We start from the raw sequence: 14339 nt of genomic DNA on the forward strand, positions 1-14339 counted from the left end.
TTGTGTCGGCGGCGGCTGACCAGATGCCAGATGCATTGCCGTTAGAGCTGTGCGGGAGCTATTGGCGCGCTAGAGCGATGCGGACCGCGTCCTCGGGCGTGACCATGTGCCCTTCGGCATCTGCTGCCTCGGCGATAGCCAGCTGCACGCCTTTGACCCGACCGTTGAACGCGTTCTTTCCCGGCAAGTAGTCGGGTGAGACGCACGAGCCCGAGTCCACACCGACATCGCAGCCGTCGTCGGCGGAGAAGACGATGGCAAGCGTGGCTGCCACATGTCCTGCGCCGACCTGCTGCCCGTCGACATACAGGGTCACCTCGCCGCCCTTGCCCAAACCGCCACCAGCGTAAGCGAATTCCATGCGCACCTGATGCGCGCCGGCTGGCACTGGCCCGGTGGACTCAACGTAGAAGTGCTCGATCCCACCCAGGTTATAGCAGTACTTGAGCTTGCCGTTCTTGACGTACAGACTCCAGCCGCCGATGTTGGCGCCTTGTGCGACGATCACGCCCTCGGCGCCGGTGTCGGGCACCTCGATCTCAGCGGTCACGGAGTGCGACTTGTTCTTGATGTTGAGCACACAGTTCTCCGACAACCGCCCCATGCCACCGAACAGCACCTGGGTGTTGCCCTGGATCAGGACCGGCCTGCCCGCCAGGTCAGAGTTGATGCGGCTGGCGGTGTCGTCGTCCAGCGGCAGCACGTTGTAGCGCGTCGCCTCGATCAGCCAAAGCCGCTGCAGCTCATGAAGTTTCTCCGGCATCTCCTTGGACAGGTCCCTGGCCTGGCTCCAGTCCGTGGTGGTGTCGTAGAGCTCCCACACGTCGTCGTCGAACGCCGGCGGCTGCTCGCCCACAAGGATCCACGGCGTCTTGTGTTTGGTCACCGCGGTCCAGCCCTTGTGGTAGATGCCGCGGTTTCCGAACATCTCGAAATACTGCGTCTCATGCCGGTCCGGCGCCTGCCCGTCGCCGAACGAATACAGCATGCTGACCCCTTCGATGGGGTGCTGCTGCACACCGTTGACGAACAACGGTTCCGGCAGCCCCGCTGCTTCCAGGATCGTCGGCGCCACGTCGATGACGTGGTGGAACTGCCAGCGCATCTCACCCTTCGCCGCAATTCCGTTGGGCCAGTGCACAATCGTGCCGTTGCGCGTGCCACCCCAGTGCGATGCCACCTGCTTTGTCCACTGGTAGGGCGTGTCCATCGCATGCGCCCAGCCGACCGAGTAATGGTTGTAGGACTCCGGCCCGCCGAACTTGTCGAGGCGCTCCATCATGAACTCCGGTGTCTCGATCGTCGCCATGCCGTTGAAATTCAACATCTCGTTGAACGTGCCGTTGATCGTGCCCTCGGCGGAGGCGCCGTTGTCCCCGATGATGTAGAACACCAGCGTGTCGTCGAGCAGGCCCAGCCTGTCCACGGCGTCGATGAGCCTGCCCACGTGGTGGTCGGTGTATTCCAGGAATCCCGCGTAAACCTCCATCTGCCTGCGCAGCACCGGCTTGAGGTCCTCCGGCATGTCATCCCACGCCGGGATCTCGGCGTGACGCGCGGTCAGCTGGCAGTCCGCCGGGATCACCCCGAGTTTCTTTTGCCGGGCAAAGGTTTGCTCCCGCAGTGCATCCCAGCCCGCGTCGAACTTGCCCTGGTACTTGTCGGCCCACTCCTGCGGCACGTGGTGCGGTGCGTGGGTCGCACCAGGGGCGAAGTACACAAAGAACGGCGTGTCGGGGGCCAGTGCCTTCTGCTGCCCGATCCAGCCGATGGCCTTGTCCGTCATGTCCTCCATGAAGTGGTAGCCCTCTTCAGGGGTACGGTCCACCTCGACCGGCGCAGTGCCCTCATACAGGCTCGGATACCACTGGTTGGCCTCGCCGCCGATGAAGCCGTAGAAGTATTCGAAACCACCACCGCCGGCGGGCCACGCGTCGAACGGCCCAACCGGGCTGGTCTGCCAGACCGGGACCTCGTGGCACTTGCCGAACTGGGCAGTGTTGTACCCATTGAGCTTCAGCGTCCGCGCGATCGGCGACATCGTGTTGGGCAGCACCGAACTGTATCCCGGTGCCCCGGTGGCGATTTCGGTAATCCCGCCCATGCCGGCAGAGTGGTGGTTGCGTCCGGTCAGTAACGCTTGTCGCGTCGGCGAGCACAACGCGGTGGTGTGAAACCGGTTGTACCGCAACCCGCCGCCGGCGAGCCGTTCCGCGGCTGGCGTCTGACACGGGCCGCCGAACGCGCTCGCCGCACCGAACCCGACATCGTCAAGCAGGATCAGCAACACATTCGGGGCACCCGCGGGTGGGCGTAGCTGCTCGATCGGCGGGTACGCGCTGTCCGGATCCTTCGCGTCATACGTGATCAGTCCCGTGCGGGGAGCACTGGGAATTGGCAGATGTGTTCTTGACCGGTGCATTCTTCCTCCCTCGACGTGCGTGCCAATAGACGCTACAGCCGCAGCGTTTCCTTCCTCGGTTGTCCTCACCAAAGAGGCAGGGAGCTGACGGTCGCCGCAGTCCACGTTCCAAGCGACTATGTCGTCAACTGTTGGGCCGAGAATGCGACCGCAGTCGACGGCCCGAACCAGGTGGTGAGTGCGTCGGCGAGCCCAAGGTGATGTCCGTTCCCCACCCAGGCAACATATCCGTCGGGCCGGATCAACACGGCGGTGGGCGCCGCGACCACGCCAAGCACCGGAAGTTCCCAGTCGCCAACATATTTCGCGTCGACGAGTTGAACCCGATCCGCCCAACCAGTGATGTCGATGTCGACGCCCCCCGGCTCACCAAGGTTGAGCAGCACTGGCCTGGCATGGTGCAGCAGGGTAAATACCCGCAGCGGGCCGTTGGCGGTGACCAGGTCGAGATCGGGCATGCGGCGCCCGAGCAGCGGATGTCCCTCGCCCAAATCGTAATGGATGTCCAGACCGGACATCATCCCGGCGAATCGCTTGCGTGGCTCGTCCATGCTCAGCAGCTCAGACACGGTGTCGCGCAACGCGTCGATACGCGCACCTGAGCTAAGGAGTGCGGTTTGCGCCATCGTGGTGTGCAGCACGCGGGCGGCGACGGGATGGCGCTCGGCGTGGTAGGTATCCAGCAGGCTGTCCGACGATGTCCGATTGACTACCTGGGCCAGCTTCCAGCCCAGATTCACCGCATCCTGCACACCGGTGTTGAGGCCCTGCCCCCCGGTCGGGAAATGCACGTGCGCGGCATCGCCGGCCAGCAGTACCCGTCTGTCGCGATAGGCCGCGGCCTGCCGCGCCATATCGGTAAACCTGGAAATCCAAGTGGGACTGTGGATCCCGAAATCCGTCCGGTATACGGCGATGAGCGCCTCGCTCAGATCGGACAAGGTGGGTTCGCTGGGGGCTCCGAGGTGCTGCTCGGTAACCATGACCCCCACCCGCTCCCCGACCTCCAACCTGCTCAGGGCGTGGATACCGAGGGCGTCGCGGCGCAGTCCCCATTCCGGCGCTTCGCCCCTCTCACCGGCCAGCTCGACCTCGGCTATCAGGCAGCTCGTCGTCGGATCCCACCCCGGAAAGTCGATGCCGGCCGCTTTCCGGACCAGACTGCGTCCCCCGTCGCACCCGACGAGATACTCGGCCCGCAGCGACTCGCCGTCGGACAGCTCGACGTCGACGCCGGCGTCGTCTTGGGCGATACCCGTCACCTCACGTCCGCGATAGATCGGCACCGCCAGCTCGCCGACCCAGCCCGCAAGAATGCGTTCGATGTGGTTCTGCCGCAGCGCGAGCCCATAGGGATGCCGGGTGGGAAAGTCACTGATATCCAACCGAATCCACGCGAACCCCGCGACTTGCGCTACCTGCCCCTGGGACAGGAATCGATCGACAATTCCGCGCTGATCGAGAACCTCGATGGTGCGTGAATGCAGACCACCCGCGCGCATGCCAATGAGGTCCTGGCTGGCGCGCCGCTCGACAATGGCAACGTCGACCTTCGCCAACGCCAACTCGCCAGCCAGCATCAGCCCTGTCGGACCGCCGCCGACAATGACCACCGCATGCTCGGATGTCGGTTCGACATCCCCGCTTGACCCATCCGGTGTCGATGATCGACGCAATTCGTAGCCCCCCATCCAATGAGCTGTGGTTCCGCCAGCACGCCGAGGGCGTTGAAACAAACGATACGGTTCTACATTTTCAGTATGAGTGTTCCGGGGCCACTCAATCGCATGCCCAGTCCGTGGGAGCCCAACCTGGTTCAGTCGCGGCAATGGCTCACTCGGCGCGATTTCTATCAGCGCCTGGCCAACCGGTACGGCCCGGTGTTCCGGATGAGATTCCTTTACTGCGGCGATATCGCGGTGTTCACAACGAGCAGCGCTGCGAAACAGATCCTTACGCCACCAAGAGCCGTCCCACGTAGCGGCATGGAGGCAATGCGCGAGGGCATGGGACCGCACGCCGTGATGTTGCTGAATGAAGACGAGCACCGGCATATGCGCCAACCGCTAAGCGGTGGGAGGCGTTCATCGAGCGCCTCACCCTGGCAGAGATCTCCCGGTATTTTGCCGGCAAGGATGCGCTGATCGAGGCCGTCGCGCTGCGGGAATTGCGCAATTTCCTGACCGACCTGGACCGTCTCATCGAGCCGCTGGAAGATCCGGAGGAAATGATCGTGGAGGGCTTCGTGTTCACCCAGCACGCCGCCCGGTCGCACCGGTTGCTACAGCGGATGATCGAGAGTGAGCCCGAATTGGCGCTGCCGTGGTTCACGGTGCAAGGCGCCCCGATCATCACCGAGGCCACCGAATTCCTCGCCGCCCGTGTGGCCCTCGATGCGGACGAAAGCCGCAGCACCCCAGAACTTCTGGCTACCGCCGAGATCGTGGTACGGCTCATCGTGTCGTTCTCGCTCACCTCGAAGGTAATCATCGATCTCGACGACGACGAGAGTACGCGCACCTTTGCACGGCGCTACTTCGTCCCAATGTTGGTCGTCCCCGAGAGCGCGGACACGCCAATGAAGGCGCGACATCCATTGCCGACATGACCGGCATGACGACGCCGACCAACCTGCACGCGCCACTAGAGCTGCCGTGCGGGGTCGTGTTGCCGAATCGCGTGGCCAAGGTGGCGATGAGCGAACAACTTGCCGACCGCCACGGCCGCCCACTGCCGGAGCTCGTGTCGCTGTACCGGCGTTGGGCCGCAAGCGGTGCCGGCTTGCTCATCACGGGCAATGTTGCGGTCCAACCAACGCAATTGGTCGAGCCATACAACGTGGTCGTCACCGCCAATGACGACCCAACCTCGCTAGGGGAGTGGGTCGATGCCGCCAAATGCCATGGCGCCCAACTGTTCATGCAGCTGAATCACCCTGGACGGCAAGCGCTTCGCGCTGTCGCGGGGCGGTCACTTGCACCGTCGGCGGTGTCGCCGCGTAAGCGGATGCTCCGTTCGGCACTCCCGCGGCCCATCGAGATGACGGTCGCCGATATCGGCCGCACCATCAAGGCATTCGCGGCAAGCACAGCCGTCGCCGAGCCAGCGGGCTTCGACGGTGTCGAGGTTCATGCTGCCCAGGCTACCTGCTGAGCCAGTTCCTCTCGCCGCTGACGAATCATCGGCACGACAGTTGGGGCGGCTCAATCGAACGGCGATCCCGGATCCTGATTGAGGTCGTGCGGGCGATACGCGGACGGGTTGGCCGGCGGTTTGCTGTCGCAGTCAAACTCAACGCAAGTGACTTCGAAGACGGAGGCTTCAGCGTGGGCGACGCGGTGCGCGTCGCAACCGCATTGCAAGCCGAAGGCATTGACCTGCTTGAGGTTTCGGGCGGATCGGGCAGCTACTGGCTCCACCTGCTCGGGGGAGCCACGCCGACCGCCGGCTATTTCACTACAAGCGTCGAACATGTCCGGCACGCGGTCGACGTGCCGGTGATGCTCACCGGTGGCCTGCGTGATGGAACGGTCGTCCGAGAGTTGGTCGAGCGCGGCGCGGTCGACGTGATCGGGCTGGCACGTCCTTTCGCAGTCGATCCCCACGCAGCCAGACAGTTGCTGGCCGGCGGAACACTCGATGACATTGCGAAGCCACGGCGGTCGGCGGTGCGGGCTGTCGGTGCAGCTCTCAGCAGCCCGTGGCATCAGCAACAGCTCCGCCGACTCGGCAGGGGCCTTGAGCCCGATCCCGGCCGGGGGAGGGTGCGTACGGCGGCCCGGTTGGCGGAGATGCAATTGCGGTGGCGCACCGGCGGAAACCCCGCGCTTTGAGGGTTGGCCAGTCAATCGTCCTGGGCGCTAGTTGTTTTCGGTCGTATCCCGCCCGCCGCTCGCCACGGCGCCGCCCGGCCTTGACAGGCAAGTGACAACTTGCATAACGTGATGGAGCGTGGGTGACGTCTTCAAGGCCTTGGCCGATCCCACGCGCCGCACCGTCCTCGACGAACTGACCAATCGGAACGGGCAGACGCTCTTTGAGATCTGCGCACGACTGGCGACCAAGCATCGGCTTGGCTCATCGCGACAAGCGATCTCACAGCACCTCGACGTTCTCGAGGCTGCGGGTTTGATCGAGACCCGCCGCGAGGGTCGCTACAAGTTCCACTACATCAACACAACCCCGCTCGAGTCGATCGTCGAGCGATGGCTCAAGAAGGCCGTGAACAACGCCGGCGGCCGTCGTGGCACCGGCTCCCATACCGGCAGAAGGGTTCACTATGAGAATCAACCTCAGCAGCGTGCTCGTTGACGACCAGGACAAGGCACTGCGGTTCTATACCAACGTCCTCGGGTTCCAGAAGAAGACCGATGTTCCGATGGGTGAGCATCGATGGATCACCCTGGTGTCCCCAGAAGATCCGGACGGCACCGAACTCGTCCTCGAACCCGATAGCCACCCAGCGGTTAAGCCGTTCAAGGCGGCGCTGATCGCCGACGGCATCCCATTTACCTCATTCGCCGTCAACGACGTACGGGCGGAGTTCGAGCGACTGTGTGGACTCGGCGTGCAGTTCACTCAGGAGCCGATGGATATGGGGCCGGTGACCACGGCGGTTCTCGACGACACATGCGGCAATCTCATCCAGATCGCCCACCAGGCCGATTAGAAGCCACTCACAACCGCCGGGGTGCACACGAAGAAGGAGGCCGTGAACCTGGCGATGCGCGATTACGTGGAGCGCTTCCGCCGCATCGAGGTGCGAGCGCTGTCCCGCGAGCGGGCTAAAGGCTGGGACTACGACGGCTGGCTCGCCGCACGCGCCGACGAGAAGGCGGTCGGGACTTGATCCACTTCCTGGTGGAATCCTCCGCTGTCTGGCGGATCCAACGACAACCGGAACTCAACGAAGCCTGGAAATCGTCGCTTCTCAGCGGGTCCGTCGGATCATGCGAACCACAACGAGCCGAATTCCGTAAAGCGGCGCGTAATGCTGAGGGGTCCGATCAAATGAGCCGGATGTTTCGTGACGTGTACCCCGATGTGCCGGTCCCGAAAATCCGTGTGGCGGTGGATTGGCGGTGGATTGATTCGGCGCAGCACCGCCTCGCGAGCGCGGGTGCTGCGCGTGCCCTGTCGGTCGTCGACCTGCTTATCTGTGGGACCGCGGCGGCTAAGAGCCTAGTAATCCTCCACGACGACGCCGACTATGAACTCGCAGGGCGCCACCTTCCCCACATCCGGGTGCGGCGAATCGTCCGCGCCGACCGGTAAAGGGTTGTGTCCCAAACTCTTTGGATTCAGACCGCGCAGCACACCACTTGAGGTGTTCGGGTCGGTCAGCGCGCGGCGGCTAGGCGGCGAGACGGTGGGCGCAGCGCCCACGAGGTACAGGTGAGGGCGAGGAAAAAGAGCGGGGCCACCACCATACGCACATGATCGTCGACCGCCAGGTGAGACACGATCGCGCCGGTGTAGACGAAGGTGGCACCGGCATACGCCCACTCCTTGAGCCGTGGGAAGCCCGGGGCGAGCAGCGCTATCCCGCCTAGCGTGTACCACACGCCGAGCAGCACAGGGAAGTAGTCCGGGTAACCCAGGTGCTGCATCATGTCGCGGGCATACGGAATCCGCAGGATCCCCCAAGTGCCTCCCAACAGCATTTCGGCGGCCAGCAGAACGGTGGTGACCCAGTACCCGATGATCCGACGGCGGGACGCGGCGGCGGCTCTCGCGTCAATCAGAGTTGCCATGTTGATGTCCTTGTCACATTGGTGGGACTTGGATTCGTCATCTATATGACGGATGGCGACCGGAGGATGTGACCATGGACGACACCGAGTGGTTGGCGGAGCGATTCGAGGAGCGGCGAGCACACCTACGCGGAGTCGCCTACAAGATGCTGGGGTCGCTGTCGGAGGCCGACGACGCCGTGCAGGAGACCTGGCTGCGTTTGAGCCGCGACCGCGTCAGCGGGGTAGACAACTTGACCGGATGGCTGACGACGGTAGTCGGGCGGGTGTGCCTGGATCTGCTTCGCTCGCGGAAAGTGCGGCGCGAGGAGCCGCTGGACACGCGGCTGCCCGATCCAATAGTTGGCCGCGCCGATGGTTCCGATCCCGAGGACGAGGCGCTGCTGGCGGACTCAATCGGTCTGGCCCTGCTGGTGGTGTTGGATACCCTTTCTCCCGCCGAGCGGGTCGCGTTCGTGCTGCACGACATGTTCGCAGTCCCGTTCGAGGAGATCGCCCAAATCGTGGACCGCTCACCTAGCGCCGCACGTCAGCTCGCCAGCCGGGCCCGCCGCCGGGTACGCGGAGCCCCGGTGCCCGACGCGGATCTGAAACTTCAGCGCGAGGTCGTCGACGCATTCCTCGCGGCGGCACGCGAAGGCGATTTCGAAGCACTCGTCGCGACGCTTGATCCGGATGTCGTTGTGCGCGCCGACGGTGGTGCGCTGGCTCCGGGACTCCCAAGGGAGGTCCGTGGCGCACGCGCCGCCGCCCAGCAGGCGCTGCTCTTCTCCCACCGCGCCGGGTTCGCCCGCCCCGCGTTGGTCAACGGCGCCGCCGGTGTTGTCGCGGTATCGCGCGGGCGACCGCTGTCTGTCATGGGATTCACGATCGTCGGCGGCAAGATCGTCGAGATCGACATCCTTGCCTCCGCCGCCCGTCTTCGCCGACTCGACCTGGCGGCCCTCGAAGACTGACGAGCAACAAGTCGCCATAGCGTGCGTTCGCCCGCAAGGGCTAGCCACCTGATGGTGTCCTTGCGCGACATTTCCGAGGCCTACCAGCCGGTCTTGCCGATGGTGCGGCTGATGATGAGTCCGCGAATCCGAGCTATCAGATTCACTTCAATTCGAACACCGCATCGTCCGAAACCTCCCAACCTCCACGTTGAGGCGCCTCGGTGCCGATTTCAACCCGTGTAACGTATCGGGCAGCTCGGTCATCGTGATACTTCGAAATTCCTTTGCTCGGCTCGGTGGGCGCTTAGCAGGAATCCGGGAAGCTTCATGTGCCCTTCGTCATCGCGTTCGACATTTGCGAACGGCATTGGGCCCTCGCTCATCTGAATCTCGTTGGCGTAGAGCGTGGCCGGCCGAATGTCATCGACGGCCCAGAACTGTGAGACGGTTTCGCGCAGTTCGGATTCGGTGAAGCCGTTGGGCCCTTGTGACTCTGCTGCGAATGCATGGGTGGCAAAGGCGAGAATGAACAGCCGTGCGCCGGGCGCGGCTGCGCGATGAATTGACTTCAGATAGTCGTGGCGCCGCTCTACGGGCAAGGAGTGGAATAGGCCACTGTCGAAGATGGTGGAGAAGCGACAGTCGTAACCGCTGAAGGACGTTACATCGGCGACCGCGAAACTGGCGGTTTTCAGTTCCTGTTTGGCGGCGGCAGCGGTAGCTGCGCTGATCGCAGCCGGGCTGGCGTCCAGACCGACGACCGCGTATCCGCGGGTCGCCAAGGCCAGCGACAGGGCTGCATGGCCACAGCCAGCGTCCAGGACGTCGCTACGCACCTTGCCTTGATCTATGAGGGCGGCCAGCTCGGGCTGGGGCGCACCGATGCTCCATGGCGGCGGCGCGTCCTGTCGATAGACCGCGTCCCAATCCATCCGATCCGGCCGTGTCACTTGTCGCACTCCTTGTCGTCACCGTTGAGATCGTCAGTGATCACCCTGCTGCGGATGATCACACATCTGCACGACGCCGACGTTGACCATGGCTGCGATCACTGATAGATCCACAGTCGCGCTGCGTGGTTGGGCTCGCAACTTCGATCCTCGCTCCTGAGTCGCTGCGGCTAGCGAGGTCCGTTTGTGTGGAGGTACACCGCGGGCCCGTCGGGTAGTCGGCCGGTGGCGGCGAGATCGAGGAGTGCTGCCATCGCTTTGGCGGTGTAGACAGGATCGAGGTCGAGGTGCTCGGTTTCGCGTGCGCGTTGCAAGGCGCTTGTGCCCTGGCGCGTCGGGTGGCCATAGCCCGTGCCGAGCCAGTCGCGCAGAAGAATCAGGCGGTCTGCCGGCAGCTGGGTCGGCGGCAAATGTGCGCCGCGGCTTTGGAGTAGGCGTGCTGCCCGGCGTGCCAGGGATGTGATCGATCGGTGATCCAGGCGCAGCGTGTCGTTGACGACGATGCCTATCACCTGGGTGTCGGTGAGACCGGCAAGCGCGAGGCCGAGGTGCAGGCCGGCGATCGTGCCGCCCGATCCGACCGCTGCGACGATGGATGATGGTCTCGGCATGACGCCGGCCTGTATCTGTGCGGCCAGTTCGAGCGCTGCCTCGACGTACCCGAGCGCTCCTAGTGGTGAAGACCCGCCAGCCGGCAGCAGGTAGGGCCGTCGGTAGCGCAGGTATAGGTAAGGTGCGGCCGCGATCGTGCGCGATTTGTTGCGAGTGCGATAAATGTCGGCGCCGGCTGCACGGAGGCGTCCGAGCTGGGCTGTCACGTGCTCGTCTACCGGCTGGTCGATGAGTGCGAGGGCGGTGTGGATGCCGAATTGGCGGGCGTACAGAGTCACCGCGAGGCCCCAGTTGGTGCCGAGTCCGCCGAAGGTCAGGATTGTGCTTCGGCGTTGCCCTTTGATCTCGGGCAGGAGCCATTCCAGCTTTCGGACTTTGTTGCCGCCCCAGCCGCCGTTGCCGTAGGCGCCGTCGTCTTTGATCCAGAAAGACGGCCGGGCGGTCATCAGGCGGGAGAGTGGACGCACCGGCGTCGGCGCGTTGCCGAGGGTGAAGTGTCCGAGTGTGTCGCACAACTCGGGGAAGCGCTGGTGCAGATAGGCGGTCATGTGGGTGCCGGGCCCAGAACGCGTGCGACGTACTTGTTGGTGAACAGTCCAGTCGGGTCGAGGCGGGATCGGTCTGCGGCGAAGGCGGCGAGACTTAGGGAGGCGTCGCCCGATGCGACGAATCGCACCTCGAGAGGGGTTGGTGCCTCCGAACCCGCGGCGACGTCGCGGACGAGGCGTACGGCGGTGCGTGCGTTTTCGCTGGGGATGGCGTACTCCATCTCGGCTCTCTTCGGTGCGAACTCCTCGCGAACCAATGCGAACCATACCGGCGAACCATTGAGCACAGACTGCTCGAGGTGATCGTCGTGCCTGACGTGCCCGCGCGTGTGGAATGCAGCCGGGCGGTTCGTCAATGTCCGTTGCCAATCCAATTGAGGCAGTTTCGCCGCCCTGACTTACAGTCAGTTCGTCAATCTGTCTGAGGCAAGCCCATCGGTTTGCTGTAGCCAGGGCGCGTCACGAGCGGCGGCGTGATGCAAGATGATGTCGGGTGAGGGCATCTGCTGTGGATGCTTCGCCCACGCCGGGTTTCGATGGACCACAGCACCACACCGACGATGCACCGATGGCGATCAATGCGAAAGCCGACAGGCTCGAACCATCGGGCTCCCACGAGGAGAACCCCGCTGCCTGCGATCGCCACTGCTGCAAGCGCTGGCATGAACAGACAGCGGGCTTAAGCGCAATACCGTTCAGTTAAGGCGGAGAGTCGTGACGTCTGGTGGGCGTTGGGGTTGGGGCCAGTGAGCGTGAGTTGCGCGTTTGACGTGCCATTTGGACATTTTGCGTTTGATCACCCGTGGTGCGGATCGTCGGCGCCTGGCGGGGTTGAGTCGGTCGAGCAGGCGGCGCAGGAAGGCCCACCAGTGCTGATCGGCGGCTTGGGGGTCCTCAGGGGGGAAATGCGCCCTGTTGGGCGACGGATTGGCGGGTGATGCGCAGCGCGGCGGTGAAACTGACCCGGTCGGGGTCCTCGCCGGCGTGTTCGGCGGCCTGGGCCATCAGGGTACGAATGGCGTAGTGACAGCACAGATGTCCCCAAATCTCTTGTAGGACAAGATCAGGGGACTTCGAGCGCAGTACCACCTGGGGTCCGCGTTGATGGGTTTTGAGTTCGTCGAAGGTGTTTTCGATTTCCCAGCGCTGGGCGTAGGCGGCGGCCAACTCGACGGCGGGGGCCTGTTCGGGATCGGTCAGCGTGGTGAATAGCCGGTAGCTGGTGGAGTTTTCGCGTCCGTCGTCGATGGTGTAGTCGATGACTCGTGCCAGCATCGGCTCGCTGCGACGGTCAGCGCTGGACTGCAGATGCGCTAGCCACGAGCCGTCAGCAAGATCCTGCACATGCACCGGTTGTGGCGCGTAGGCGTCGGTGCGTACTCGCCACAACAGGTCGGCTCCGGTCGCAAGGGCTTTGCGCCACAAGGCATACGAGAAGAACCCGCGATCAGCCAGCAGCAGCATGTCCGGCGTGAGAGCATCCAGCAGCTTTTCGGCGAGTTTGGCCTCCGAGTCACGGTAACCACCGATCGTTGCGGCGAAGACCGCATGCGTGGCACACTCGGCCAGCCCCAGGATCCGGGCCTGCGGAAATGCGGCCTTCTCACCCCTGCCGCCGGCCCCCGGACGACTGAAGTACTCGTCGTTGGCTGGGGTGTCGGCCACATCCAGACAGCTGCCGTCGATGGCCACCAGCCGCCGCTCGGCCAGCCAAGCCCCTGGGGTTTGCGGTCCGGCTAACGGGCGGGCTACCCGGGAAAACAAGCTGGCCAACGGGGCCGATCCCAGCCGCTCACGAGCCTGAAAGATCGCCGACTTACCCGGCAGTCGATACTCTTCACGCCACCCCGACGCCCACGCCAAACCATCAGTGAGCTGGGCCAACACATCCTCATACGAGCCCTCTGAATACAGGCCCATCGCGATCGCGAAATACGCCATCACCCGCGCCGGCAACGACCGATGCCGCTGCTGAGTGCGACCGGCCTGCTCGATCACCTCATCCACCACCGTTGCGGGAAACACCCGCGTCAGCACCCCCACCGACACCAAATCTGACAACCGGCGATCCGACTCAGGCTTCCGCCAACCCGCACGAGGCATAGGTCATAAACTACACCCATGTAACCTTAACTGAACGGTATTGGGCTTAAGCGGGCATTTGTGTCCGGCTCGTCTGAGTGATAGCCGCTCGCCGGTTCGTGTCCAGCTCGGAGACGGGAAGCTAATCATTCGGCCGCCCGACCCGTGAGCGAGGATTGTCCCCAGAACCTGTGCCAGATTAATGGTAGCTTACTGGTATGCGTACTACCATCGATAAGGCTGGACGCTTGGTGATCCCAAAGTCCCTACGCGAGCAGTCGGGGATTACCTCGGGTGAGGTGGAGATATCCCTCGATGGGGCTGCTATCCGCATCGAAGGCGTGGCAGCCGAGGAGCTCGTCGAAGAGGACGGGCTTCTCCTGCTGCCCGGTCGCGGTCCCGAGCTTGACGCCGACGCGGTCAGGGAGTTGCGGCTTGCCGACCAGCGCTGAGCACGTCCTGGTCGATACCAGCGCGGCACTCGCACTGGCGCAGCGAGAGAACCCATTTCACCTCGCCGCCAGAGCGAGGCTCCTCGAATGCCGCCGCGGGATGTCGGGGCATGCCGCGGTGGAGCTGCTCTCGGTACTGACGCGACTGCCGCCGCCACACCGCCTAAGTCCAGTTGCGGCCCTGCGCCTCGAGGAGACAAATTTTCCGGAGTCTCGCTTCCTGTCCGCAACGGATACCAAGGGTCTATTGCGGGAGTTGGCCGGAGCGGGCTTGACCGGCGGCGCGCTCTACGACGGTCTCGTCGGTGCGGCTGCTCGCAAACACAATCTGCCGCTTATCACGTGCGACCGGCGAGCCGAGCCCACATACCGCGTACTCGGCGTCAAGTACGAGCTGCTATCGCAGAGTTCGCGATGAAGCCCTCGCGCTGCACTCGCCACGAATCGACCCTGGATGCCTCGGCTTGAAGGCCCCGGGCCGCCATGTCGGGATTAGCGCGGCGACGGCGATTCGCCCTGTCGACGACGTAGAGGACTTTGCGGGACGTGGGGATGGATGATGCTCGATGTGCCCTCCACGGA

The 14339-nt window shown here is 64.1% G+C and carries 13 protein-coding genes and 3 pseudogenes; 9 read left to right on the forward strand and 7 right to left on the reverse strand.

The genetic code is table 11. From position 1 onward, the window contains the following. Positions 1-58: 58 nt before the first annotated feature. Positions 59-2422, reverse strand: coding sequence for an arylsulfatase (locus AADZ78_RS15250; RefSeq protein WP_085251501.1), 2364 nt, complete (start codon positions 2420-2422; stop codon positions 59-61). Positions 2423-2538: 116 nt separating this feature from the next. Continuing rightward, on the reverse strand, positions 2539-4113 hold the full coding sequence (locus AADZ78_RS15255; RefSeq protein ID WP_085251502.1) for an FAD-dependent monooxygenase: 1575 nt from the start codon (positions 4111-4113) through the stop codon (positions 2539-2541). 476 nt (positions 4114-4589) lie between these two features. On the opposite strand from AADZ78_RS15255, the gene AADZ78_RS15260 reads away from it, so the two are divergent. The 6 genes and pseudogenes from AADZ78_RS15260 to AADZ78_RS15285 all read left to right on the forward strand — a co-directional run bounded on the left by AADZ78_RS15260 (position 4590) and on the right by AADZ78_RS15285 (position 7696). After that, positions 4590-5030: a TetR/AcrR family transcriptional regulator gene (locus AADZ78_RS15260; RefSeq protein ID WP_139828831.1), complete on the forward strand. Its 441-nt coding sequence runs from the start codon at positions 4590-4592 to the stop codon at positions 5028-5030. Between the two features lie 5 nt (positions 5031-5035). Then, a pseudogene (locus tag AADZ78_RS15265) lies at positions 5036-6255 on the forward strand (NADH:flavin oxidoreductase). 118 nt (positions 6256-6373) lie between these two features. Beyond that, the gene (locus AADZ78_RS15270; protein ID WP_085251505.1) at positions 6374-6733 is read left to right on the forward strand and encodes an ArsR/SmtB family transcription factor; all 360 of its coding nucleotides are present in this window, start codon (positions 6374-6376) and stop codon (positions 6731-6733) included. Beyond that, positions 6702-7091, forward strand: a complete 390-nt coding sequence (locus AADZ78_RS15275; protein ID WP_085251506.1) for a VOC family protein — start codon at positions 6702-6704, stop codon at positions 7089-7091. Before AADZ78_RS15270 ends, AADZ78_RS15275 begins: the two co-directional genes overlap by 32 nt. A gap of 15 nt (positions 7092-7106) precedes the next feature. Then, positions 7107-7202, forward strand: a pseudogene (locus AADZ78_RS15280) (type II toxin-antitoxin system VapB family antitoxin); the annotation flags it as partial. A gap of 97 nt (positions 7203-7299) precedes the next feature. Then, positions 7300-7696, forward strand: a pseudogene (locus tag AADZ78_RS15285) (VapC toxin family PIN domain ribonuclease). A gap of 65 nt (positions 7697-7761) precedes the next feature. Here AADZ78_RS15285 and AADZ78_RS15290 read toward each other — a convergent pair. Further along, positions 7762-8175, reverse strand: a complete 414-nt coding sequence (locus tag AADZ78_RS15290; RefSeq protein ID WP_085251507.1) for a DoxX family protein — start codon at positions 8173-8175, stop codon at positions 7762-7764. Positions 8176-8249: 74 nt separating this feature from the next. Between AADZ78_RS15290 and AADZ78_RS15295 the strand changes: the two genes are divergently transcribed. Then, positions 8250-9131, forward strand: coding sequence for a sigma-70 family RNA polymerase sigma factor (locus AADZ78_RS15295; protein ID WP_085251512.1), 882 nt, complete (start codon positions 8250-8252; stop codon positions 9129-9131). 242 nt (positions 9132-9373) lie between these two features. Here AADZ78_RS15295 and AADZ78_RS15300 read toward each other — a convergent pair whose 3' ends face one another. The 4 genes from AADZ78_RS15300 to AADZ78_RS15315 all read right to left on the reverse strand — a co-directional run bounded on the left by AADZ78_RS15300 (position 9374) and on the right by AADZ78_RS15315 (position 13326). Further along, positions 9374-10063 (reverse strand): class I SAM-dependent methyltransferase, encoded by a 690-nt coding sequence (locus AADZ78_RS15300; protein ID WP_085251508.1) that lies wholly within the window; start codon positions 10061-10063, stop codon positions 9374-9376. 170 nt (positions 10064-10233) lie between these two features. After that, entirely contained in the window at positions 10234-11223 is a 990-nt protein-coding gene (locus AADZ78_RS15305) for a 1-aminocyclopropane-1-carboxylate deaminase/D-cysteine desulfhydrase (protein WP_085251509.1), read from the reverse strand. Then, positions 11220-11444, reverse strand: a complete 225-nt coding sequence (locus AADZ78_RS15310) for a hypothetical protein (protein ID WP_139828834.1) — start codon at positions 11442-11444, stop codon at positions 11220-11222. The genes AADZ78_RS15305 and AADZ78_RS15310 overlap by 4 nt, the downstream gene beginning before the upstream one ends. A gap of 673 nt (positions 11445-12117) precedes the next feature. Continuing rightward, positions 12118-13326, reverse strand: coding sequence for an IS4 family transposase (locus AADZ78_RS15315; protein ID WP_204080107.1), 1209 nt, complete (start codon positions 13324-13326; stop codon positions 12118-12120). Between the two features lie 197 nt (positions 13327-13523). Between AADZ78_RS15315 and AADZ78_RS15320 the strand changes: the two genes are divergently transcribed. Together AADZ78_RS15320 and AADZ78_RS15325 are read left to right on the forward strand one after the other, a co-directional pair. Then, entirely contained in the window at positions 13524-13757 is a 234-nt protein-coding gene (locus tag AADZ78_RS15320) for an AbrB/MazE/SpoVT family DNA-binding domain-containing protein (protein WP_139828776.1), read from the forward strand. Continuing rightward, a complete protein-coding gene (locus AADZ78_RS15325) occupies positions 13741-14175 on the forward strand; it encodes a type II toxin-antitoxin system VapC family toxin (RefSeq protein ID WP_085251101.1) in 435 nt (144 codons plus the stop codon). The genes AADZ78_RS15320 and AADZ78_RS15325 overlap by 17 nt, the downstream gene beginning before the upstream one ends. The last annotated feature ends 164 nt before the right edge of the window (positions 14176-14339 follow it).

The sequence above is a fragment of the Mycobacterium riyadhense genome, from assembly GCF_963853645.1.
Taxonomy (GTDB): domain Bacteria; phylum Actinomycetota; class Actinomycetes; order Mycobacteriales; family Mycobacteriaceae; genus Mycobacterium; species Mycobacterium riyadhense.